Source organism: Mycobacterium sp. pV006 (genome assembly GCF_041287115.1).
In the GTDB taxonomy this organism is placed as follows: Bacteria; Actinomycetota; Actinomycetes; order Mycobacteriales; family Mycobacteriaceae; genus Mycobacterium.
Map to the genome: position 1 here is coordinate 405,761 of NZ_JBGGKT010000002.1, position 20,590 is coordinate 426,350.

General features: G+C 70.3%; 23 protein-coding genes and 1 pseudogene. 12 read left to right on the forward strand and 12 right to left on the reverse strand.

Annotated features, from left to right (window positions below; genetic code table 11):
• The first annotated feature begins 21 nt into the window (after positions 1-21).
• The gene (locus tag ACAG25_RS05255; RefSeq protein WP_370487235.1) at positions 22-1,338 is read left to right on the forward strand and encodes a hydroxyacid-oxoacid transhydrogenase; all 1,317 of its coding nucleotides are present in this window, start codon (positions 22-24) and stop codon (positions 1,336-1,338) included.
• Positions 1,338-1,772: an acyl-CoA thioesterase gene (locus ACAG25_RS05260; RefSeq protein ID WP_370487236.1), complete on the forward strand. Its 435-nt coding sequence runs from the start codon at positions 1,338-1,340 to the stop codon at positions 1,770-1,772. Before ACAG25_RS05255 ends, ACAG25_RS05260 begins: the two co-directional genes overlap by 1 nt.
• Here the strand turns inward: ACAG25_RS05260 and ACAG25_RS05265 are convergent.
• The 3 genes from ACAG25_RS05265 to ACAG25_RS05275 are packed head-to-tail and all read right to left on the reverse strand — an operon-like array spanning position 1,769 to position 4,790.
• Positions 1,769-2,404 carry a trimeric intracellular cation channel family protein gene (locus ACAG25_RS05265; RefSeq protein ID WP_370487237.1) on the reverse strand — a complete coding sequence of 212 codons (636 nt, stop codon included), beginning with the start codon at positions 2,402-2,404 and terminating at the stop codon, positions 1,769-1,771. The genes ACAG25_RS05260 and ACAG25_RS05265 overlap by 4 nt on opposite strands.
• A gap of 36 nt (positions 2,405-2,440) precedes the next feature.
• Positions 2,441-3,760, reverse strand: a complete 1,320-nt coding sequence (locus ACAG25_RS05270; protein WP_370487238.1) for an NAD(P)/FAD-dependent oxidoreductase — start codon at positions 3,758-3,760, stop codon at positions 2,441-2,443.
• 34 nt (positions 3,761-3,794) lie between these two features.
• Positions 3,795-4,790, reverse strand: a complete 996-nt coding sequence (locus ACAG25_RS05275; protein WP_370487239.1) for an NAD-dependent epimerase/dehydratase family protein — start codon at positions 4,788-4,790, stop codon at positions 3,795-3,797.
• 152 nt (positions 4,791-4,942) lie between these two features.
• On the opposite strand from ACAG25_RS05275, the gene ACAG25_RS05280 reads away from it, so the two are divergent.
• The gene (locus tag ACAG25_RS05280) at positions 4,943-6,547 is read left to right on the forward strand and encodes a phospholipase D-like domain-containing protein (protein ID WP_370487240.1); all 1,605 of its coding nucleotides are present in this window, start codon (positions 4,943-4,945) and stop codon (positions 6,545-6,547) included.
• 3 nt (positions 6,548-6,550) lie between these two features.
• Here the strand turns inward: ACAG25_RS05280 and ACAG25_RS05285 are convergent, their stop codons facing one another.
• Positions 6,551-7,240 (reverse strand): cutinase family protein, encoded by a 690-nt coding sequence (locus ACAG25_RS05285; protein ID WP_370487241.1) that lies wholly within the window; start codon positions 7,238-7,240, stop codon positions 6,551-6,553.
• 396 nt (positions 7,241-7,636) lie between these two features.
• Between ACAG25_RS05285 and ACAG25_RS05290 the strand changes: the two genes are divergently transcribed.
• Complete coding sequence (locus ACAG25_RS05290) at positions 7,637-8,767, forward strand: 1,4-beta-xylanase (protein ID WP_370487412.1); 1,131 nt, start codon at positions 7,637-7,639, stop codon at positions 8,765-8,767.
• On the opposite strand, the gene ACAG25_RS05295 is transcribed toward ACAG25_RS05290, so the two are convergent.
• Together ACAG25_RS05295 and ACAG25_RS05300 are read right to left on the reverse strand one after the other, a co-directional pair.
• Complete coding sequence (locus tag ACAG25_RS05295) at positions 8,764-10,020, reverse strand: MFS transporter (protein WP_370487242.1); 1,257 nt, start codon at positions 10,018-10,020, stop codon at positions 8,764-8,766. The two genes, ACAG25_RS05290 and ACAG25_RS05295, sit on opposite strands and share 4 nt — an antisense overlap.
• Positions 10,017-10,493 (reverse strand): MarR family winged helix-turn-helix transcriptional regulator, encoded by a 477-nt coding sequence (locus ACAG25_RS05300; protein ID WP_370487243.1) that lies wholly within the window; start codon positions 10,491-10,493, stop codon positions 10,017-10,019. Before ACAG25_RS05300 ends, ACAG25_RS05295 begins: the two co-directional genes overlap by 4 nt.
• 65 nt (positions 10,494-10,558) lie before the next feature.
• Between ACAG25_RS05300 and ACAG25_RS05305 the strand changes: the two genes are divergently transcribed.
• Together ACAG25_RS05305 and ACAG25_RS05310 are read left to right on the forward strand one after the other, a co-directional pair.
• The gene (locus ACAG25_RS05305) at positions 10,559-11,041 is read left to right on the forward strand and encodes a DUF4383 domain-containing protein (protein ID WP_370487244.1); all 483 of its coding nucleotides are present in this window, start codon (positions 10,559-10,561) and stop codon (positions 11,039-11,041) included.
• A 36-nt stretch (positions 11,042-11,077) separates the two neighbouring features.
• On the forward strand, positions 11,078-11,926 hold the full coding sequence (locus tag ACAG25_RS05310; protein WP_370487245.1) for an SDR family NAD(P)-dependent oxidoreductase: 849 nt from the start codon (positions 11,078-11,080) through the stop codon (positions 11,924-11,926).
• Between the two features lies 1 nt (position 11,927).
• On the opposite strand, the gene ACAG25_RS05315 is transcribed toward ACAG25_RS05310, so the two are convergent.
• Together ACAG25_RS05315 and ACAG25_RS05320 are read right to left on the reverse strand one after the other, a co-directional pair.
• Positions 11,928-12,485: a type 1 glutamine amidotransferase domain-containing protein gene (locus ACAG25_RS05315; RefSeq protein ID WP_370487246.1), complete on the reverse strand. Its 558-nt coding sequence runs from the start codon at positions 12,483-12,485 to the stop codon at positions 11,928-11,930.
• A gap of 87 nt (positions 12,486-12,572) precedes the next feature.
• Positions 12,573-12,845 (reverse strand): hypothetical protein, encoded by a 273-nt coding sequence (locus ACAG25_RS05320; protein ID WP_370487247.1) that lies wholly within the window; start codon positions 12,843-12,845, stop codon positions 12,573-12,575.
• Positions 12,846-12,970: 125 nt separating this feature from the next.
• On the opposite strand from ACAG25_RS05320, the pseudogene ACAG25_RS05325 reads away from it, so the two are divergent.
• Positions 12,971-13,674: pseudogene (locus tag ACAG25_RS05325) on the forward strand (cutinase family protein).
• A 3-nt stretch (positions 13,675-13,677) separates the two neighbouring features.
• Here the strand turns inward: ACAG25_RS05325 and ACAG25_RS05330 are convergent.
• Entirely contained in the window at positions 13,678-13,932 is a 255-nt protein-coding gene (locus tag ACAG25_RS05330) for a hypothetical protein (RefSeq protein WP_370487248.1), read from the reverse strand.
• A gap of 172 nt (positions 13,933-14,104) precedes the next feature.
• On the opposite strand from ACAG25_RS05330, the gene ACAG25_RS05335 reads away from it, so the two are divergent.
• Positions 14,105-14,797, forward strand: coding sequence for a HemK2/MTQ2 family protein methyltransferase (locus tag ACAG25_RS05335; RefSeq protein ID WP_370487249.1), 693 nt, complete (start codon positions 14,105-14,107; stop codon positions 14,795-14,797).
• Entirely contained in the window at positions 14,794-15,030 is a 237-nt protein-coding gene (locus tag ACAG25_RS05340; RefSeq protein WP_370487250.1) for a CDGSH iron-sulfur domain-containing protein, read from the forward strand. The genes ACAG25_RS05335 and ACAG25_RS05340 overlap by 4 nt, the downstream gene beginning before the upstream one ends.
• Before the next feature lie 36 nt (positions 15,031-15,066).
• On the opposite strand, the gene ACAG25_RS05345 is transcribed toward ACAG25_RS05340, so the two are convergent.
• Complete coding sequence (locus ACAG25_RS05345) at positions 15,067-16,077, reverse strand: iron-containing redox enzyme family protein (protein ID WP_370487251.1); 1,011 nt, start codon at positions 16,075-16,077, stop codon at positions 15,067-15,069.
• Positions 16,078-16,298: 221 nt separating this feature from the next.
• Between ACAG25_RS05345 and ACAG25_RS05350 the strand changes: the two genes are divergently transcribed.
• From ACAG25_RS05350 to ACAG25_RS05360, 3 genes are all read left to right on the forward strand, one after another.
• Entirely contained in the window at positions 16,299-17,303 is a 1,005-nt protein-coding gene (locus tag ACAG25_RS05350) for a ferritin-like domain-containing protein (protein WP_370487252.1), read from the forward strand.
• A 128-nt stretch (positions 17,304-17,431) separates the two neighbouring features.
• Positions 17,432-17,602 (forward strand): hypothetical protein, encoded by a 171-nt coding sequence (locus ACAG25_RS05355; protein WP_370487253.1) that lies wholly within the window; start codon positions 17,432-17,434, stop codon positions 17,600-17,602.
• A gap of 126 nt (positions 17,603-17,728) precedes the next feature.
• Positions 17,729-18,973 carry a KasA/KasB family beta-ketoacyl-ACP synthase gene (locus ACAG25_RS05360; protein WP_370487254.1) on the forward strand — a complete coding sequence of 415 codons (1,245 nt, stop codon included), beginning with the start codon at positions 17,729-17,731 and terminating at the stop codon, positions 18,971-18,973.
• Between the two features lie 12 nt (positions 18,974-18,985).
• Here ACAG25_RS05360 and ACAG25_RS05365 read toward each other — a convergent pair whose 3' ends face one another.
• On the reverse strand, positions 18,986-19,831 hold the full coding sequence (locus tag ACAG25_RS05365) for a hypothetical protein (RefSeq protein WP_370487255.1): 846 nt from the start codon (positions 19,829-19,831) through the stop codon (positions 18,986-18,988).
• Positions 19,828-20,538, reverse strand: a complete 711-nt coding sequence (locus tag ACAG25_RS05370) for a hemerythrin domain-containing protein (protein WP_370487257.1) — start codon at positions 20,536-20,538, stop codon at positions 19,828-19,830. Before ACAG25_RS05370 ends, ACAG25_RS05365 begins: the two co-directional genes overlap by 4 nt.
• Positions 20,539-20,590: the final 52 nt, after the last annotated feature.

Here is a 20,590-nt window from a genome sequence, read left to right on the forward strand (position 1 = left end):
CACGAGGGGCAGAATCGGGCCATGGGCTGCGCTCACGACCTCCTCACCGATGCTTCCGAGAGCTACGACACCGCGTTCACCGTCGACGCTTCGCGCGTCACGTTCGGCCGGGGTTGCCTGAACGAGGTGGGGGAGCGCGCCGCCGCACAAGGCATCACCCGGGCCGCGGTGTTCTCCGACCCCGGCGTGGCGCAACTGGCGATCTTCGACACCGTGGTGGCATCGCTGCGCGCGGCGGGCATCGACGCCGTCACCTACACCGAAGCCCGCATCGAGCCGACCGACGAATCCTTCCGGCAGGCAATCGAATTCGCGACCGAAACCAATGCCGACGGTTACGTGTCGGTCGGCGGCGGCTCCGTCATCGACACCGCCAAGGCCGCCAACCTCTACGCGACCCACCCCGCGGACTTCCTCGACTACGTCAACGCCCCGCTCGGCGCCGGGAAACCGGTCCCGGGGCCGCTGCGCCCCCACATCGCGTGCCCGACCACCTCGGGCACCGGCAGCGAAGTCACCGGCATCGCGATCTTCGACCTGCTCAGCGCCCACGCCAAGACCGGGATCGCCGCGCCGGCCCTACGCCCCACCGAGGCGCTCGTCGACCCCGACACCACCGACACCCTGCCGGGCCCGGTGGTGGCGTGCAGCGGGCTCGACGTGCTGTCGCATGCGCTGGAGTCCTACACCGCGCGGCCCTACCACCGGCGCAGCGCCCCGGCACAAACCGGCCGACGCCCGATGAGCCAGGGCGCCAACCCGTGGAGCGACATGGGCAGCCAGGAGGCGATGCACCTGCTCGGTGACTACCTGTTCCGCGCGGTCGCCGACGCGTCGGATCGCGAAGCGCGCGAACAGGTGATGTGGGCGGCCACGCTGGCCGGCATCGCGTTCGGCAACGCCGGGGTGCACCTGCCCCACGCGATGTCCTACGCGGTGGCCGGGCAGGTCCGTCGCTACCACCCGGACGGCTATCCCGGCACCGAACCGCTTGTGCCGCACGGAATGGCGGTCATCCTCAACGCACCCGCCGCGTTCAGCGCGACCGCGGTCAGCGACCCCGACCGTCACCTCGAGGCGGCCCGGATCCTCGGCGCCGACATCATCGACGCCGTCGCCGCAGACGACGCCGGTGACATCCTGTCCGACCGTCTGGTCGAGATCATGCGGGCGGTCAAGATGCCCAACGGTCTGGCCGGGGTCGGCTACAGCAGCGCCGATGTCGCGGCGCTGACCGAGGGCGCGCTGCCGCAACAGCGGCTGCTGAGCAACGCGCCGCTGTCGGTCGACGAGACGCTGCTGACCGACACGTTCCGCCATGCGATGCGGTACTGGTGATGGACGCAGCGCACACCGCGGCCGACTACCACTACTTCCTGCCGATCACGACACGCTGGATGGACAACGACGTCTACGGCCACGTCAACAACGTCACCTACTACAGCTACTTCGACACCGTCGCCAACCACTTCCTGATCACCGAGGGCGGTCTCGACATCCACAACGGACCGGTGATCGGGCTGGTCGTCGAATCGGCCTGCAGCTACCGGGCGCCGGTCGCCTACCCCGACGAACTGCGCGCCGGGTTGCGGGTGGACAAACTCGGCAACCGGTCGGTCACCTATGGCATCGCGATCTTCCGGGGTGCCGACGACACCGCGGTCGCCCACGGCCACTTCGTGCACGTGTTCGTCGGCCGAGACGACCGCAGGGCGGTGCCGATCCCTGACCCCGTCCGCGCCGCGCTGGCGCGTATCACGGTGGGTGCCTAGCTCTTCCACTCGGTGCCCGGCGGTCGGGGTGCGTGCAGGTTGAACCGCACCCCGAGCATCCGGATGACGAAGCACGCCCCCGCAGCCGCCAAAGCCACCGGAAGGCTGTAGACGTCAAGGGATATCGCCGCCACCGTCGCGATGGCCGCCACCATGGCCGGGATCGCGTACAACTCGGTGCGCAACACGGTCGGGACCTGCCCGACCAGCGCATCGCGGATCGTGCCGCCGCCCACCGCCGTGATGACGCCCAGCAGCACCGCCGGCGCGACACCCAGGCCGTACTCGATGGCCTTGGCGGCGCCGATGACCGCGAACACGCTCAACCCGACCGCGTCGAGCACCACGATCGGCGTCTCCAAGCGGTCCAGTCGCTGGCCGAGCAGAAACGCGATCACCCCGCCGGCGACCGCCAGCGCGAAATAACGCCAGTCCACGAAGGTGGCCGGCGGGATCGCGCCGATCAGCACGTCGCGGATCACCCCGCCGCCGAGGGCGGTCATCATGCCCAGCGTGACCACGCCGACCACGTCGAGGTGCGTGGCGCGCACCGCGGTCAGCGCGCCGTTGAGCCCGAACGCGAAGGTGCCGGTCAGGTCCAGCACGAACAGCAGCGGCGGCGGATCAGTCACAGGTGTGTGCCTACCACGCGCGGAGGTGACGCACCCTCAGTTCGCCTTCGGCAGTGGAATGCCCTCACTGGCGGCGAAATTCGCGTCCTCACTGGTCGAGAGCCCCATCGACACCACCGACCGGTCGAACACCGCGTCGGTCAGATAGGCCAGCGACACGGCCCACCGGTTGACGAACCGGGGAATCGCGTACAGATGGTAGGCGCGGGTGACCACCTTGGCTGGCAGGCCGGACAACGAGATGTTCAGCGGGTTGGCCACCGCGTACCGCGGGCCCAGGTCGACCACCAGGCCCATGTCGCGATGCTTGTAATGCTTGCGGGTGCCGTAGCCCAGGCTGGCAGCGACATTGCGCGCCAAGACTTTTCCCTGACGGGTGGCGTGTTGCGCCGTGGGCGGGGTGATCTTGCCCGGCTTGGTCAGGTCGGGCACCGCGGCGGCGTCCCCGCCGGCGAACACGTCCGGATGCCCGGGCACCGCCAGGTCCGCACCGACCTTGAGGCGGCCGCGTTCGGTGTCCAGTCCGAGGCCGTCGATCAGCGGCGCGCCGGTCACCCCGGTCACCCACGCCACGGTATGGGTGTCGATCCGGCTGTCGTCGCTGAGCACGACGTGGTCGTCGTGCACCGCTTTGAGCGTCATCCCCAACCGCACGTCGATGCCCCGTTGCCGCAACACCCGCATGGCGGCGGCACCGAGCTTCTCACCGACCTCGGGCATGACCTGCTCGGCCATGTCGAGCAGCACGAACCGGACGTCCGAGCCGTCGAAGCCCAGCTGCCGTGCCGCCGAGTCGGCCAACGCCCGCAACTGCACCGCCAGCTCGGTACCGGAGTAGGACGCGCCGACGATCACGACGGTGCGGCGGGCACGGATTCGGCGTGCGTCGTCGTCGACGTGGGCCAGCTCGAGTTGCTCGAGCACGTGATCGCGCAGGTACAGCGCTTCCGCGGTCGATTTCAGGCCGCGCGCGTGAGCGGCCAGCCCGGGGATGTCGAACAACCGCGTCACCGATCCCGGTGCCAGCACCAGCCGGTCCCAGCTCAACTGCCGGGTACGGTCCTCCGGATCGGTGTAGGTCAGCGTCCGGCCGTCGAAGTCGACGTCGGTGGCGCGGCCGCGCACCTGCGTGACCCCGCGCAGCGTGTTGGCCAGCGGGATGGTGACGAACCGACCGTCGACCACGCCGCCCGCGACGTCGGGCAGCAGCGGCGTGTAGAGCATGTAGTCCACCGGCGACACCAGGGTCACCTCGACCTCCGCGCCATCCTTGCTGTGCTTGCGCAGAATCCGGGTCAACCGGCGCGCGCACTCGAAACCGGTGAACCCGCTGCCGACGATCACGACAGACATCATCGCCCCCATCCCTTCGACGTAGGTGTCCCAGGGGTCATGAGCCCTGGCTGACGTAGCTCGCGAGCGCGGACAGCGTCTCGGCCGCCGTGAACTTCGGCCGCCACCCGAGCTGCTCGCGGGCCTTGGTGGTGTCCATCACCACCGAGGTGCGCCCCGCGTGCAGCCATTCCAGGCTCGACGGCACGAACGGCAGCCGCGCCATCACCTCCGAGGTGGCCACCGCCGCGGCGCGCGGTACCTTCAGCGGGCGGGCGCCGAGCGCGTCCCCGACCGCCGACATCGACAGCACACCGTCACCGGCAATGTTGTACGCGCCCGGCGGCGCGCTGTCGGTGGTGACGGCCAGCGTGATCGCCGAGGCGACGTCGTCGTGGTGCACCAGTTGCAGCGGGGTACCGGGGTCCGGGAACGGCGGCTTGAGCAGCGGCAACGCCTGCGACACCCGACGCACCGGGCCGGGCAGCTGGTTCCACGGCATGGCGTCGGCCAGAGCGGTGGCCTTCGGGCCGGCGACGATGCACGGCCGCAGGACGAACACCTCGAGCGCGCTGCCCGCCGTGATGTCGGCCAGCGCGGCCTCGCAGGCGGCCTTCTGCTCGGAGTAGTAGTGCTCGGGGGAGCCGCGCGGCGGGACGTCCTCGGTGATCGGGATGGGATTGTCGGAGTGGTAGCCGTAGGCGGCGACCGAGGAGGTGTAGACCAGGCGGCGCGGCCGGGCCGCTGCCACGGTCGCCTCGAACACGTTGCGGGTGCCGGCGAGGTTGACCCGCGCGCTCTCCTCGCGCGAACCCAGCACGATGAACGCCAGATGGACCACCACGTCGACGTCGGCGACCAGCGCGTCCACCGCGGCGCGGTCGAGGATGTCGCCTTGCCGGTAGGTGGTTTTCGTCCAGCCGTGGGCGGACGGATCGAACGGTCGCCGCGCCATCCCCACGATCTCGGTGACGTCGGGGTGACTCTCCAGCGCGCCGATGGTCGACAGCCCGATCTCCCCGGTGGGACCCGTGACGGCGACGCGCATGGACATACGCGTGCTGTTCCCCGTCTTCCCGACGCGAAAACGGTCGGCTGTTCCCGGGATCACGTGACGAGCAGGCGCAACCCGGGTACCGAAAGAGGATCAGACGAACGCGTGACGGCCCGTCGCGCCGCGGCGGATCGCAGAGCAGAGTGGGTGGCATGGGCGAGGGACGGTTGCTGGTCGCCGGACGAACCTGCTGGCGCACCGAGACCGCGGACCGGTTCGCCGTCATCGTCGACGCCGCGGACTACTTCCGTCAGGTCAAGGCGGCGATGTTGCGTGCGCGTCGCCGCATCATCCTGGTCGGGTGGGACTTCGATTACCGGATGACCTTCGAGAACGACGGCAAGACGCTGGCCGGGCCGAACAACCTGGACGCTCTGCTGCGGTGGTTGGTGCGGCGCCGGTCGGGTCTGGAGATCTGCATGCTCAAGTCCAACCTCCGTCTGGTGCCGACGCTGCAGGTCATCTGGCGGGGTGTGATCCCGGTGTCGTTGCTCAACCGGGTCAGCAGTGAGCGGTTGCAGTTCGCCGTGGACGGCGCGCATCCGACCGGGGCCGTGCACCACCAGAAGATCGTGGTGGTCGACGACGCCGTGGCCTTCTGCGGCGGCATCGACCTGACCATCGAGCGGTGGGACACCCCGGATCATCCCGACGACAACACTTTTCGTCGCACCGGTGACGAGCGCTACGGGCCGCGCCACGAAGTCGCCGTCGCGGTGGACGGCGCCGCGGCCCGCGTCCTGGCCGAACAGGCCCGCAACCGGTGGCGGGCAGCCACCGGCCAGTACCTGGCGCCGGTCGCCGCTCCCGGCACGGTGTGGCCACGCAGCCTGGAACCGACGCTGACCCCCGTCCGGGTCGGCGTCGCGCGCACCCTGCCCGCACTGCCGCCGGCACACGAGGCGCGCGAGGTGGAGGCGCTGAACTTCGCCGCCATCGGCGCGGCCCGCGACCTGCTCTACCTGGAGAACCAGTACCTGGCGTCGCGGGCGATCGCCGAGGCACTCGCAGAACGGCTGCGCGAACCGGACGGCCCCGAGGTCGTGGTGGTGCTGCCGCGCTGCTCGGAGAGCCCACTGGAACGCACCGCCATGGACACCGCGCGTTACGAGATGCTGCACCTGCTGTGGGACGCCGACCGCCACGGCCGGTTCGCGGCGTTCTGGCCGGTGACCGCGGGAGGGACGCCGATCTACGTGCACTCCAAGGTGCTGACCGCCGACGACCGGCTGCTGCGGATCGGATCGTCGAACCTGAACAACCGGTCCATGGGCTTCGACAGCGAGTGCGATGTGGCGATCGAGGCCGCGCCGGGCGATCCCGATGAGCAGCGGGTGCGGCGCACGGTCGCCGGTGTGCGGGACCGGCTGATCGCCGAACACCTCGGGGTACCGGTCGAGGAGTTCGCCGCGGCGGCGACGCGCACCGGGTCGGTGCTGCAGACGATCCGCGACCTCGCCGGGCACGGACGCACCGTCTGCGAGTTCACCGCCGACACCATCGCCGGCGAGGCCGGGCCGCTGGCCGAGAACGACCTGATGGACCCCGACCGCGTGCCGCCGTCGTTGGGCCGCAGCGTGCAACGCCTGTTGACCGACCTGGCGAATAGGTCCCCGTGGAACGGGTACGCCGAAACCATGTCACCCGAGGATCGAGTTCCTGACCCCGACAGCGACGACCAGCAGACCGACGTGCCTCCCGCCAACCCGGCGTATGCCACCCCGCCGCCGGAAGGCATCCCCGACGCCGACGGGTGAGAATCAGTCCGCGGCGAGCTTGCCGACGACGTAGTCGGCGGCCTGGTCGGTCAGACCGCGCACCGTGTAGGCCCCGTGCGCCCCGTTGTCACCGCCGGTGGGAGAACACACCGGATCCTCGGGGATGCAGGCGTCGAGGGTCTTGTCGACATACCGCGACCCCACGTTGATGGGCGGAGCGCCGGTGTAGATGGCCTGCAGGAAGCCGCTGGAGGGCTTGCCGAACAACGTCACCGCCGCGACCCGCTCGGCCACCTCGGGCGGCATCGGCCCGGTCATCCCCGGCGGGGGCACATAGCCGTCGGGGATCTTGTCCGCGGTGATGTAGGCCGCGACCGCGGCGCCCTGAGAGAACCCGCCGATCACCACGTCGGTCTCCGGGCACCGCGCGGCGGTGTCCATCACGCGGTTGCTGGCGTCGATGACACCTGTTGCCGCGGTGGCGAAGTCGAACGACGCGGGATAGTTCACCGGGTACACCTCGACCGACCGGGGGCCGGTGCGCGCGCGCAGCGCGTCGACGAACGCCTGGCCGGTGGCGCCGACACCGGGTGGTTCGAACGTGCCGCGCGCGAACACCACCTCGACATCCGGGCACGGCGCCGCGTAGGCCGGCGCGGCGGCGGCCACCGGTCCTCCCGCCAGCGCCACCACAGGCGCGAGCACCGCACACCAACGACGAATTCTGTTCACTGTCGACTGCCTGCTCCTCGAAGGGACCCCTGCCTGCGTGCGTCACCCATGTTGACGGAAAACGGTCCGATTTTCGACCCGCTGTCGATATTCGCCTCGGTGTCGTGCGTGCGGCGGGTGTGGTTCGAATCACCAATGGACGCAACCTGTTTGCGACCGTCCCTGCGAGCAAAGAGGCGAACCGGTTCGGCGTGGCCTGTCGCGTGGTTCAGCGAATTTCGCAGGCACGCCAGGCTTTCCGGGCACCCGTCGGCGTAACGAGGCCGCGGGTGGGCGCCGATAGACTCGTCGAGAGGTTCTCACGGCCCACCCGCCTGGTACGTCCGCATCGACGACCCCGGGGTTGAGGCCGATTCCCCACCGAGCAAAGGATTGTTGTTCTCGATGCGTGAGCCCATGGGTCGGCGCACCGCTCTGAAACTGCCGCTGCTGGCCACCGCCGGTATCGCGCTGTCCGCACCGGCGCACGGGGCGGCGCAGCGGTGGTCGGCCGAGCGGGTCCACCGCTGGTACGACGCGCAGGGTTGGCTGGTCGGGGCGAACTTCATCACCTCCAACGCCGTCAACCAGCTCGAGATGTTCCAACCGGGAACCTTCGATCCGCGGCGCATCGACAGCGAGCTGCACATGGCCAAGTGGCTCGGCTTCAACACCGTGCGCGTATTCCTGCACGACCAGCTGTGGCTGCAGGACCGCACCGGTTTCCAGCGGCGGCTGGGCCAGTTCGTCGACATCGCGGCCCGCCACCGCATCAAACCGCTGCTGGTGCTCTTCGATTCGTGCTGGGACCCCGAGCCGCGCCTGGGCCGCCAACGCGCACCGCGTCCGGGGGTGCACAACTCCGGATGGGTGCAGAGCCCCGGCGCGCACTTCCTCGACGATCGCCGCTACCGCACGCTGCTGCGCGACTACGTGACGGGCGTGCTGCGGCAGTTCCGCACCGACGAGCGGGTGCTCGGGTGGGACCTGTGGAACGAGCCGGACAACCCGGCCGACGTGTACTCCGACGTCGAGCGCGCCGACAAGGTCGACGTCGTGGCCGACCTGTTGCCCCAGGTGTTCGGGTGGGCCCGTGCCGTCGATCCGATCCAGCCGTTGACCAGCGGCGTCTGGGACGGGGAATGGGGCGACCCGGCCCGGCGCGGCGTCATCAACACCATCCAGCTCGACAACTCCGACGTCGTCACCTTCCACAGCTACGCTGGACCGCGCGAGTTCGAGGCCCGGATCGCCGAGCTGACCCCGCTGGGCCGGCCGATGATGTGCACCGAGTACATGGCGCGATCACTGGACAGCACCGTGGAGACGATCCTGCCGATCACCAAGCGACGCCGGATCGGCGCCTACACCTGGGGTCTGGTGGCCGGCAAGACGCAGACGTACCTGCCCTGGGATTCGTGGGAGAGGCCGGTGACCGGACCGCCCGGGCTGTGGTTCCACGATCTGCTGCAGCCGAGTGGCCGACCGTACCGGCCGGGCGAGGTGCACACCATCCAGGAGCTGACGGGTCGCCGCCGGCTCGGCTAGACCGACGGACGCGGACCGCGCAGCCGCCGCGGCAGGCACAGCACCGCCATGATCACCGTCAGCGCGGCGGCGACGCCGAAACCGGCCAGCACCCCGAGCAGGTCGGCGGTACCGCCGAGCACCGCGGCGGCGATGGGCCGGGACCCGAGGAACCCGACCAGCCACAGCGCCATGATCCGGCCGCGCAGTTCCTCGGGGGCTCGTTCCTGCACCAGGGTGCTCAAACCCGTCATGGCACAGCCGAATCCGAAGCCGGCGATCGCCAGGCCGGTCATCGCCAGCGGCACCGTGTATCCGACGGTGAGTGTCGCGAGTCCCGCGGCGAGCACCACGAGCCCGATCGAGGACACCATCGCCGAGGCGATCCGGCCGCGCAGCAGGGCCAGAGCGCCCATGCCGAGCGCGGCGCCCACCCCGAACACCGCCGAGAGCGTGCCGACCAGTCCGGCGCCGCCGCCCAGGTGGTCGGCCAGCGACGGCGTCAACGTGATCGACGAATCCGAGGCGATACCGACGACGGTGACCGCGGCGAGCGACAGCAACAGGGGACGGTCGCGCAGCACGTAGCGCACGGCGACGCGGACCCGGTAGTCGGCACCGGCCCGCCGCTGCGGCGGCGCCGGGAAGCGGACCACGACCAGGAGCGCGGCGAACACCAGATGCAGCACCGCGCTGACCGCGAACGCCACCTCCGGACCCAGGTGCGCGGCCAGGTACGCGCCGGTCGCCGGGCCCACGACGCGGCCGATGGTCATGGGGATGCTGTTGAGCGCCATCGCGGTGGGCAGTTCCCCGTCGCGGATCAGGTTCGGCACGATGGCCTGCATCGCGGGCCCGCCGACGACGAACCCGAAGCCCACCAGCGCCGAACCGAGCAGGATGGGCACGGCCGCGGACATCCCGGCGATGTCGGGCACCGCGAAGAACCAGGCGGCCGTGGCGCCCGAACCGGCCACGCACAGGACTCGGCCGAGCAGGATCTGGCGTGCCGGGTTGCCGGTGTCGGCCCACTTGCCGCTCATCGGGCTCAGGATCAGCTGGGGAGCGAACTGCACCACGCCGACCAGCCCGACCATCAACGCCGAACCGGTGGCCTCGTACATCACGATCGCGGCGACGATGCCGTGCGTCCAGACCGCGGCGACGGAGAAGATCTTGCCCCAGAACAGGGCCCCGAACACCGGGTCGAACATCAGGCCCAGTGCGCCGCGGCTGTGCAGCACCGGCGGTGCCGGTGTGGTCTCGGCGGTCATCGGCTCTCCGCTGACTCGAAGCGTTCGGTCAACCGGTCGAGCAGCGACACCAGCGACTCCACGTCATCCTCGGGCCAGTCGGCCACGGCCTCGGCGACCAGCTTGCGCCGCCGCCGGGTCACCGCGGACAGCGCGGCGCGCCCCTCGTCGGTGAGCAACAGCACGCAGCGGCGCTGGTCTCCGGGATCAACGGTCTTGGTCAGCAGGCCGGCGGCGACGACCGCGGCCACGGTGCGGCTGGCGGTGGACTGCTCGACGGCGAGGTAGTCGGCGACGTCGCGCACGCTGGCCCCGGCACCTTCGCACTCTTCGACCGCGCGCAGCACCCGCAGCGTGGACACCGACCGCAGCGGCCCGGCCGAGTCCAGCAGACGACGACGCCACGTCGGCCGCTGCCGCGCGATGTGGATGCGCGTCAACAGATCGTCGAGATCGTCGTACGGGGACTTCGGCACCAAATATGCATAGCACACATATCTGTTGGCTCAAATTCGTCGAACCCCGGTTTCGACCGGCCCGCAACGGCTATCACCGTCGCATGGCCACTCCAGGAACCCAGGGCAGTCCGGTCGCCGCCCCGACGGCGCTGCGCGCGCCGATCCAGCACGCGTCGGTCGCCGTTGGAGCGCTCTTCCTCGTCGTGGGTGTGCTCGGCTTCGTACCCGGTGTCACCACCGATTACGACCAGTTGACCTTCGCCGGGCACCACTCGGGCGCCGCACTGTTCGGCGTCTTCGCCGTCTCGGCGCTGCACAATGCGCTCCACCTGCTCTTCGGGGTACTCGGCGTCGCGCTGTCGGGCACCTACAACGGGGCCCGGGGTTACCTGCTGTTCGGTGCGGTGGTCTATGGGCTGCTGGCGCTGTACGGCTTCGTCGTCCCGCACGACTCGGCGGCCAATGTGGTCCCGGTCAACACCGCCGACAACTGGCTGCACGTCGTGCTGGCCCTGGGCATGTTGACGGTGCTGCTCATCTGGGGGCGTACCGCGGGCCTGACCCACGACCGCCGCCACACCTGACCGTTTGCACGGCGACACCGGGGGTATCGCGGGCGGGTGCCCGGAACAACGTCGCAGGTCGTGGTGATCACCGGCGCGAGTGACGGCATCGGCCGACACGTCGCGCTGCGCTTCGCCGCCGACGGCGCCCGGCTGGTCCTGGCCGCTCGGGACGCCGACGCGCTGGCCGCCGTGGCGGCCGAGTGCCTCGACCGCGGCGCCCGGGCCGCGCTGCCCGAGCCGACGGACATCGGTGACAGTGCCCAGGTGGCGCGACTGTTCGACCACGTCACCGAGGTATTCGGGCCGCCGGACGTCGTGGTGCAGAACGCCTCGGTGGCGGCGATCGGGGCACTCACCGAGATCCCGCTGGACGTGGTCGACGCGGTGGTACGCACCGACGTCCTCGGCGCGGTCTACGTCTCCCGCGCCGCGGTGAGCCAGTTCCGGGCCCGCGGGTCGGGCACGTTGATCGTCGTCGGATCGCTGTTCGGGCACGTGGCCGTGCCGCTGCTGGGCCCCTATGTGATCAGCAAGTTCGCGGTCACGGCGCTGATCCGGGTGCTGCGCCAGGAACTGAGGGGCGACCCCGGGATCACGGTGACCGGTATCTACCCGGGGGCCGTCGATACCGGGATCTACCGGCACGCGGCGAACCACCTGGGGCGGGTCCCGCGGGTCCCGCCGCTGGCCGACCCTCCCGAGAAGATCGCCGCGGCCGTCGTCGACGCAGCCCAGCACCGCCGCTCCGGGGAGCGGCAGATCGGGGTGGTGAACACACCGCTGCTGCTGGGCTACCGCCTGCTGCCGCGGGTGTTCGACCGGTTGGCTGCGCCCCTGGTGAAGCTGATCGGCTTCACCGGGCAACCGGAGCCACCGAACGCCGGGAACACCGGCGCCGGGTGACTCAGGTGTGCGCCGGGGTGTTGCCGAACTGATCGGTGATCGCCTGGCAGAACGCCGGAAGGTCCTTCGGGGAGCGGCTGGTGATCAGGTTGCCGTCGATGCACACCTGCTGGTCGACCACCGTGGCGCCGGCGTTGCGCAGATCGGTGCGCAGGCTGGGATAGGACGTCACCGTGCGGTCCCGGACGACGTCGGCCTCCACCAGCACCCACGGTCCGTGGCAGATCGCCGCGACGGGCTTGCCGGAGTTGACGAAGTCGCGGACGAACGACACCGCCGACTCGTCGAGACGCAGCTTGTCGCCGTTGACGGTGCCGCCGGGAACCACGAGACCGTTGAACTCGTCGACCCGGGCGTCCTTGACCTCGCGGTCGACGGCGAAGGTGCCCGCCGGTTCGAGATCGTGGTTGCGGGCGTCGATCTCACCGGAATTCACCGACAGCAGTTCGACCTGACCGCCGGCATTTCGGACGGCCTCCCGAGGTTGTTCCAGTTCCACCTTCTCGACGCCGTCGGCGGCGAGAAAGGCGATCTTGCGGCCCTGCAGTTCGTTCGGCATGGCGGCTCCTTTCCGTCGGCCCATCGAGGGACCGTTCGAGGCTCCGCTGCCGGTTACCCGCTGCGCTCCGATCGAACCTCGCCGACGCTAACCGTCGGTGTTCGGGGTCGGGCTCTGCGTGGACTCCCACTTGGACTCCAGGGACCGGGTCACCCGGGTGCCGGGTTCCAGGTCGAGCTGGAACGTCTCGGCGTTCTCGTCTTCGAAGGTGACCCGGAAGGCGGGCGCCTCGGCACCCGCTGAGTCCACGCGGTCGATGTGCACCACCTTGCAGGTGCGCGGGCCGGAACCGCGGTCGACGGCGATGAGGTCTCCGGGGGCAACGTCTTCGATGCGGTCGTCGGGCGAAACGTTGGACATCGTTGCACCGTAGCCGAACCCCGCCGGGGTCTCGCGCTGCCGGGGTGCGCCGTTTGGGCGATGGCCCGCCGGGTATTTCGAGTGCTGCGCGTTCGGTGCGCGCCGGATGCGAAGAGGAGCAGTCGATGACAGACCGGAAGACGGCGCGTACCGCCACCGCGGTGGTGTTCGGCGTGTGCGCGGCACTGATGACGGTGGCAGCGCCGAGCGCGAGTGCGCAACAGCCCTGCCCTGACGTCGAGGTGGTGTTCGCCCGCGGCACCAACGAGGCGCCCGGTGTGGGCGGGGTGGGCCAGGCGTTCGTCGACGCGGTCCGCACCGAGGCGGCGCCCCGCAGCGTCGGGGTGTACGCGGTGAATTATCCTGCCGCGGACAACTTCTCGGCGCGCGACGAGTTCGCCCGCACGGTGATCGACGGGATCCGCGACACCACCGAGCACGTGCAGGCGATGGCTGCGGCCTGTCCGGACACCCGGATGATCCTCGGGGGCTTCTCGCAGGGCCGGCGGTGACCGGCTTCGCGACCTCCGATTCCGCGCCGACGACCCGCTGGGCCGACATGGTTCCGCCTCCCATGCCCGCGGAGGTCGCCGATCACGTTGCGGCGGTGGTCCTGTTCGGCGCGCCGTCGGGTCCGTTCCTGGCACGGTACGAGGCACCCGAGATCACCGTCGGGTCCGCCTACGCCGGCAAGACCCTGCAGGTGTGCGCGGCCGGCGACACGATCTGCTCGGGCGTCCCCGACGGCGGGCCGACCCTCGCGCACTCGCTCTACCCGTTCAACGGCCAGGCCGTCGAGGGTGCCCGCTACGCCGTCGAGCGCCTCTGACGGTCAAGCGCCGGCGGGCACCGGATAGCGGTCGTTGACGTCGGCGTTGGTGTCCTTGCGCGCGCAGTGGGCGCAGCAGAAGATGCCCTCGTCGGTCTCGATGCCGTGGCCGAGAATCCGGCAGCCGCAGTGCCGGCATTCGGGAGCCAGCTGCACCGCGGCGCACTCGACGCTGTCGAACGTGGCCTCCCGGCCGTCGTGCCACGTGACGGTGAACGCCTTGTCGTAGTCGTTGCCGCACGTATCGCAGATGGCCATCAGAAGTTCCTTTCACCTCGGTTGTCGCTCTTCGGTTTCCCGTCCGGTCCGGTGACAAACGTCGTCGATCGCCCCGCTTTTCCCCGATCGAGGGTTTGACCTGCACCGAACGGGGCACAAAGGAAGGGCGACGCCGCGACGGCGTCGCGCAGACTTTCAGCGAGGAGCACCCGTGACGACCGCATACACCGATTTCGACGCCGTTGCGACACCGGTCGACGTCTATCCGCCGCAGGAGGATTCGTACCTGCTCGTGGATGCACTCGAACAGGCCGGACTGGCGCCGGGTGCCCGGGTGGCCGATCTGTGTACCGGCTCCGGCGTCGTCGCCATCGCGGCCGCGCAGGCGGGTGCGGCGGAGGTTACGGCGTTCGACATCTGTCCGAAGGCGGTACAGCACGCCCGGGCCAGCGCGGCATCGGCAGGCGCGCAGGTCTCGGTGCATCGCGGATCCTGGGCCCGCGCAGTCGAATTCGGGCCGTTCGATGTGATCCTGGCCAACCCGCCGTATGTGCCGCAGGGCCCGGCCGACGATACCTCCGACATCCCGCCCGTCGCGGGTCCCGCGCAGGCCTGGAACGCCGGCGCCGACGGCCGTCTGGTGCTCGACCCGCTGTGCGCGGCCGCCCCGCTGCTGCTCGACGAGGGCGGCACGATGCTGATCGTGCACTCGGAGTGCTCGAACGTCCGGAAGACCCTGGGCCAGTTGCGTGCTCACGGTATGCGCGCCGAAGTCGTTGCCCAGCAGATCATTCCGTTCGGTCCGGTGATGAGCGCCCGGGCGCAGTGGTTGATCCAGTCCGGGTTGCTGGCACCCGGCGCCCGATGCGAGCGGATCGTCGTGGTCCGCGCGGACGCGCCATGACCGACGAACCTGCCCGCCTGGTACGCGTCGTGCCGGGCGGGCCGGTGCTCGTCGAGGGACCGGTGTGCGTCGAACTCCCCGACGGCACGACGGTGAAGTCGGACCGGTTCATGGTGGCGATCTGCGCGTGCCGCCGGTCCAAGACCTACCCGCTGTGCGACACCAGCCACCGTCGCCGTCAGCGCAGCGACACCGAGAGCCACGACCAGACGGCGAACGCGGGCGGCGCCTGAGCGCAGCCCGCGTTTGTCGCGGCACACTGCAGCGAATCAGTCCAGCGGCCGGCGCAGCGAGGACTGACCGTCCACCCAGCACTTCATCAGGTGCTCGGCCAACCGGTCCTCCAGCAGGCCGAACGCCCGGATCCCGAACACGACGTCTGCGTTGAGTTCCGGTTCACGCGCCACGAGATCACCCACGACGTCGGTGCGCACCACCTGCTCGTGCACGGCGTCGGCCTCGACATGCTCCCGGTAGAAGCCCGCGCACTCGTCGGGGGCGCCCAGCCGCTCCAGCGCCTGCACCATGCGGCGCGAGCCGGGAGGCGAGGTCACCTCGGTGGCGGCGAAGTGGCCGACGGCCGCGCCGCGCCACCGGCGGTGCAGCCCGAACATCGACATCACGTTGACCAACGCCAGGGATTCGGCGGTCACCGCGTTCAGGTAGCCCAAATAGGTGGTGTCCAGGTCGGCGGCGGCCATCAGGTCGGCGAACAACTGCTGATGCAGTCGGGGACCCTTCCCCGCGCCGAACTCGTCGAACTCAACGGCGACGAACGACGCCTTGGCCTGGCCGGTCAGACGCGGGATCGCGAAGGCATGCGGATCGCCCTCTTTGAGGTGGTACACCGACCGGTGCACGAAGTACTCGCGCATCTGCTCCCACGTGCCCTCGTCGCGCAGGAAATAGGACGGCCCGTTGCCCTGAACCGGTTCGACGCACAGGGCGTCGAGTTCGGCGAGAGCGCTGACATCGGGGTCGATGTCGCCGACGCCGCGGCGCAGTTCGCGCAGGAACAGCTCCTCCAGTCGCCCCCGCAGATGCAGCAGACCCGGATTCCACTCCCACCCGTGATCGACACCGGCGAAGCCGCGGTAGTGCAGCTCGTAGCAGACGTAGAGCGCCAGCTGGACGTCGATGCCGACGGGGTCGGCGTCGGCCAGCGAGGTCTCCACCCGGGTCAGATAACGCAGCGGCGCGCGCTCGGCCAGCAGCTCCACCACGGACATCGAAATGGGCCCACGGGGCTCCGGCAGCGCAGGCTGAACCAAGGTCGGCATCACGATGGGCTAAGTACCCCACCGTGCCGAAGGCAAACACAGTTTCGAAGAGCCGCACCGCGGTACCCACTTCTGCGGTGGTCCTACACATCTTGCCGGGAATCTCACATGTGGCCATATCGCTCGTCAGACGGCGGCGGGACGGGTAACCGCTAGGCAGGCGCAGACGACAAATGTGCTCACCGAATCTGGTGACTAATCGCTTCGAAGGGGTGAAACACATGGCCACTACGGCCAAGAACGACAGCATCAAGAACGATCAGGCTCGAACCAACGAGACCGCGACCTTGATCACGCAGTTGCGCACTCTGCTCGATCTCACGCACACCGAGATCCAGGTCGCCGAAACGCGCGTCACGCAGGCGCGCACCGACGCGGTCCGGCGGGAGCTCACGGAGAACGCCGAGAACGCGCGTCTCCGCGCGGAGGCCATCGAAGAGGCGATCCGCAACCTGGGCGGCTTCCCCGACGTGTTCGGACCGATCCGGGGCCGCGCGGCTGCGGCGGTCAAGGCGCTGACCGAGCAGGCCGAACCGTTCGACGAGGCGCTGCTGGGCGACCTCGCGCTGGAGGGCCAGCTGCTCGACCGCTCGCGCTACCTCAAGGCGCTCGCGGTCGGCGCCAAGAACGCCGAGGTCGAGGACCTCGCGACCAAGCTGATCACCGCGCACTCGGCGACCGTCGAGTGGCTGACCACGGTGCTGGCCGAGGACGCCCTGGGTGGCCCGGCGGCACTGCGCCGGACCCCGATGCAGGCCGCGGCCGGCCTGGCGATCAAGGTCGTCAACCTGCCGCTGACCCTGTCCACGCGCGGCGCGGACCGTGCGGCCGAGGCCCTGCGTTCGGTGCGCCCGGCCCTCAGCGAGTTCGCCGACCGCAGCTCGCGCACCGGTGAGATCGCCGCCAAGGCGCTCTCCGGGGCCCGCGACTCGGCTCTGGAAGCCGCCGAGCGGATCACCCGCGAGCAGGGCGCCGAGGACGCTGCCGCCGCGATCCACGCGGCCCGCGGCGCAAGCGGCATCCTCGAAGCCGACGAGCTGCCGATCAGCGACTACGACGAGTTGACCGTCACCGAGGCCGGCAACGCGGTCAAGGAACTGACCGACCCCGCTGACATCCGGGTCATCATCGCCTACGAGGAGGCCCACAAGAACCGTCAGCGGGTCGTCTCGGCCGCGCAGACGCGCCTCGCCGCGATCGCCCAGGAGGTCGTCGGCATCAGCTGACCCTCGACCGCCGCGAACCGGTGTGAGCCTCTGGCTCGCACCGGTTCGTGCGTTTTCACCGCCCTCACCTCGGGTATCCCGCTGACCTCGACCGGCGCGCAGGCCGGTCCGCAGCACGAGGAGGCGTCGTGACGGTAGCGCGGTCGAACACTCCCGAACACGGGTGGTCTGGTGCCCTCGGTGCGATGCGCAGCCATCTGCGTCACCTCACCCATTCTTTGCGGCGCGACCCCGCGCCGGCGGCGCGCGGTTGGCAGGACCAGCCGTCGACGCCGGTCGGCTGGTGGAAAGCGCTCTGAAGCCGACCCTCGTCGCCGTACGCAGCAACGTTGCCCACTGGGAGATCCCTTGACGAAGTGTCAAACTGCCGATTAGAGAGGTTCCGTGGTGGACTGATCGAGGAGCAGGCACAGGGAGGGACCAAGGTGGGCAGACCCAGCGGTGCGCGGCCCGCGGTCGTTGTGACAGCAGTCGCGTCCACGACGTCGTTGGCGACCGACGCGGAGAACACCTGGTCGGCTCTGCTGGCCGGGAAGAGCGGTATCGGCCACATCGGTGAGTACCTGCCGGGCGACGTCGAGCTGCCGGTGCGCATCGGCGGTCGCGTCACCGAGGACTTCGACGCCGAACTCACCAAAGTCGAGAACCGCCGAAACTCCTACTTGCAGAAGATGTCGCTGGTGCTCAACCGTCGGCTGTGGGAGAGCGCCGGAAACCCGGAGGTCGACACGCGGCGACTGCTGGTCTCGATCAGCCACGCGTACGGCAGCACCCGCGACCTGTGGACGGCCTACGAGGACTTCAAGTCTCGCGGTATGCGCGCGGTGTCACCGCTGGCCGTGCAGATGCACATGCCCAACGCTCCGGCGGCGGCCGTCGGGCTGGACCGCCAGGCCAAGGCGGGTGTCATCTCGCCGACCACCGGAGACGCGTCCGGCGCGTCGGCGGTCGCCGAGGCGTGGCGGCTGATCACCCTCGGTGAAGCCGACATCGCCATCTGCGGCGGGGTGGAGTCGAAGATCGAACCGGTGCCGATCGTGGCCTTCAACAACATGGGCGCGCTGTCCACCAACAACGACGACCCCGAAGGTGCCTGCCGACCGTTCGACAAGGACCGCGACGGCATGGTGTTCGGGGAAGCCGGCGCGTTGCTGCTGATCGAGGCCGAGGAGCACGCGCTGGCCCGCGGCGCGAAACCGCTGGCCCGTCTGCTCGGTGCGGGGACCACCGCCGACGCGCACGACCTGCTGGAGCCGGACTCGTCCGGCGAGCTGGCCGCCGCGGCGATGCGCCGGGCGCTGGAGTTGGCCGACGTCGCCCCCGACGACATCGACCACGTCAACGCGCACGCCGCCGGAACGAAGGTCGGCGATCTCACCGAGGCGCATGCCCTGAACCAGGTCTTCGGGGGGCACCGGCCCGCCGTCACGGCACCGAAGGCGGCGCTGGGGCATTCGATGGGCGCGGCGGGCGCCGTCGAGGCGATCCTGACCGCGCAGGCGTTGCGCGACGGGGTCGTGCCGCCGACCCGCAACCTGGTGACCCTGGACCCCGAGATCGACCTCGACGTGGTGACGCGGGAACCGCGCCCCGGCGACTACCGGTACGCGCTGAGCAACACCCTGGGTTTCGGTGGCCACAACGTCGCGCTGGTCCTCGGCAGGTACTGAGCCGGGCCGGGCCTACCGGAACAGGTACTGCTGGCCGGGCAGGAACGACCCCACCAGGACCGCCCGGGCCCCGCACGACTGCACCACCTCGCCGAACGGATCGCCGGCGTGCATGGCCAGCATCAACGACTGCGCGCCGAACCACTCGCGGGCCACGACGTCGCGCTGCGCCGCGGCGGTGCTCTCGTTGAGCGCCCAGTTCGAGATGAACAGATCCGCGGTGACCTCGAGGTCGTCGACCAGGCCCAGCGGAACGATGTTCACCCGTCCCGACGCCGGTCGCACCGGTCCCCGGTCGTGCAGCAGCACCTGCTCCGGGCCGAGCACCGCGGACAGATACAACCACTGCAGGGCCGAGAACACCGGCGTGTCGATCAGCACGGCCGTCGGATTCCCGCGGTGGCGGCGGTGCAGCAGCCGCATCAGGCTGCCGAACCCGCCGCCCCACTCCACGACCGTGTCGACGGAACCGAGCTCCCGGCCGGTGGTGTTCTCGTAGCGCAACAGGTGATATAGCTGGTGGACGGTGTTCGACGACGTCTGCACCGCTGTTTTCGGCACCGGGACGGTCGGCGGACACCCGACCGCGTCCTCGGAGAGCAGCTCGACATCGCCGACGTGGTCGAGCACATACGGCAGCTCGTGGGCGAGCAGCTGTTCGTCGACGAACATCTGGAACCGGATGACCGGATGCCACAGGAAATCGGGCGGCGGCACCGGTGTCAGTCCGCGCTCCAGCTCGGCGTTGCGGGCCGCCCAGTCCGCGCGGATGTACCGCGGCGAGGTCAACGGGCGGACACGGTCGAGTTGCGCGGCGAAGTCCCCGGCCAGCTCCGCGTAGCCGCGCGCCGGCGTCATCGCGTGGTTCGGGTGTCCGGTCGTTCGCCGCGTGTCAGCGGCGGGAGATGCTCGAGCAGGCCGGCAGCGCGGGCCAGTCCGCCGGAGGCCTGCGCAGCCACGTGAGAGAACCTGCCCGAGGCCCGTCGGGACGTCCGGTCGAGCCGGTCGCGCAGCCGGTCGATCACCGTGAGCGGCGCGGCCGCGGCGACGTTGCCGGGTGGGCGGCGCGCGACGACGGGGTGCGGGCGGGTCGGTGCGGGCCGGCGTACCGCCTCCCACGCCCAGCCGGCCGCGATCAGCTGCCGATGGCTCAGCACCTGCTGCAGCGCGGGCAGCAGATCGTCCTCCTCGTCGCGGACGTCGTCACGGAGCAGCTCGGCGATGCGGTCCCACAACCGTCGGTGGCGCGCGTCGTCGGGCGCCGTGCGCTCGAGCTCGGTGAACAATTCGTTGATCTCCTGGTGCTCGCGCTCCACCCGCAGGGTCAGGGCTTCACCGTCGGGCAGCACCCGCCGGGCCAAGGGCCACAGCACCGACTCCTCGGCGAATGCGTGCGGAAACACCAGCCGGCACAGTTCGGTGAGCAGTTCCTGGCGCGCGGTGCCCGCGGCGGTGCCGAGCGCCGTCAGCAGGCGGTCCAGTTCCATGTGGTCACGCTTCTGGCGCGTCAGGATGCTGTGCGGTCCGCCGAGCTCGGTGGTCGTCTGGGTAGCCAGCGAGGTCATGACCGGCGATTACCCGGTATGGATGCGGCCAACCCCCGCCGGACCCGCTCAG

Excerpts from the sequence above, each read along its gene's own strand:
- ACAG25_RS05365 (WP_370487255.1), bottom strand. The coding sequence starts at position 19,831 with ATGACGCCGGCGCGCGGCTACGCGGAGCTGGCCGGGGACTTCGCCGCG.
- ACAG25_RS05340 (WP_370487250.1), top strand. The coding sequence starts at position 14,794 with ATGACCGACGAACCTGCCCGCCTGGTACGCGTCGTGCCGGGCGGGCCG.
- ACAG25_RS05260 (WP_370487236.1), top strand. The coding sequence starts at position 1,338 with ATGGACGCAGCGCACACCGCGGCCGACTACCACTACTTCCTGCCGATC.
- ACAG25_RS05275 (WP_370487239.1), bottom strand. The coding sequence starts at position 4,790 with ATGTCCATGCGCGTCGCCGTCACGGGTCCCACCGGGGAGATCGGGCTG.
- ACAG25_RS05255 (WP_370487235.1), top strand. The coding sequence starts at position 22 with ATGGGCTGCGCTCACGACCTCCTCACCGATGCTTCCGAGAGCTACGAC.
- ACAG25_RS05330 (WP_370487248.1), bottom strand. The coding sequence starts at position 13,932 with ATGGCCATCTGCGATACGTGCGGCAACGACTACGACAAGGCGTTCACC.
- ACAG25_RS05290 (WP_370487412.1), top strand. The coding sequence starts at position 7,637 with ATGGGTCGGCGCACCGCTCTGAAACTGCCGCTGCTGGCCACCGCCGGT.
- ACAG25_RS05370 (WP_370487257.1), bottom strand. The coding sequence starts at position 20,538 with ATGACCTCGCTGGCTACCCAGACGACCACCGAGCTCGGCGGACCGCAC.
- ACAG25_RS05350 (WP_370487252.1), top strand. The coding sequence starts at position 16,299 with ATGGCCACTACGGCCAAGAACGACAGCATCAAGAACGATCAGGCTCGA.
- ACAG25_RS05305 (WP_370487244.1), top strand. The coding sequence starts at position 10,559 with ATGGCCACTCCAGGAACCCAGGGCAGTCCGGTCGCCGCCCCGACGGCG.
- ACAG25_RS05315 (WP_370487246.1), bottom strand. The coding sequence starts at position 12,485 with ATGCCGAACGAACTGCAGGGCCGCAAGATCGCCTTTCTCGCCGCCGAC.
- ACAG25_RS05295 (WP_370487242.1), bottom strand. The coding sequence starts at position 10,020 with ATGACCGCCGAGACCACACCGGCACCGCCGGTGCTGCACAGCCGCGGC.
- ACAG25_RS05320 (WP_370487247.1), bottom strand. The coding sequence starts at position 12,845 with ATGTCCAACGTTTCGCCCGACGACCGCATCGAAGACGTTGCCCCCGGA.
- ACAG25_RS05280 (WP_370487240.1), top strand. The coding sequence starts at position 4,943 with ATGGGCGAGGGACGGTTGCTGGTCGCCGGACGAACCTGCTGGCGCACC.
- ACAG25_RS05270 (WP_370487238.1), bottom strand. The coding sequence starts at position 3,760 with ATGATGTCTGTCGTGATCGTCGGCAGCGGGTTCACCGGTTTCGAGTGC.
- ACAG25_RS05345 (WP_370487251.1), bottom strand. The coding sequence starts at position 16,077 with ATGCCGACCTTGGTTCAGCCTGCGCTGCCGGAGCCCCGTGGGCCCATT.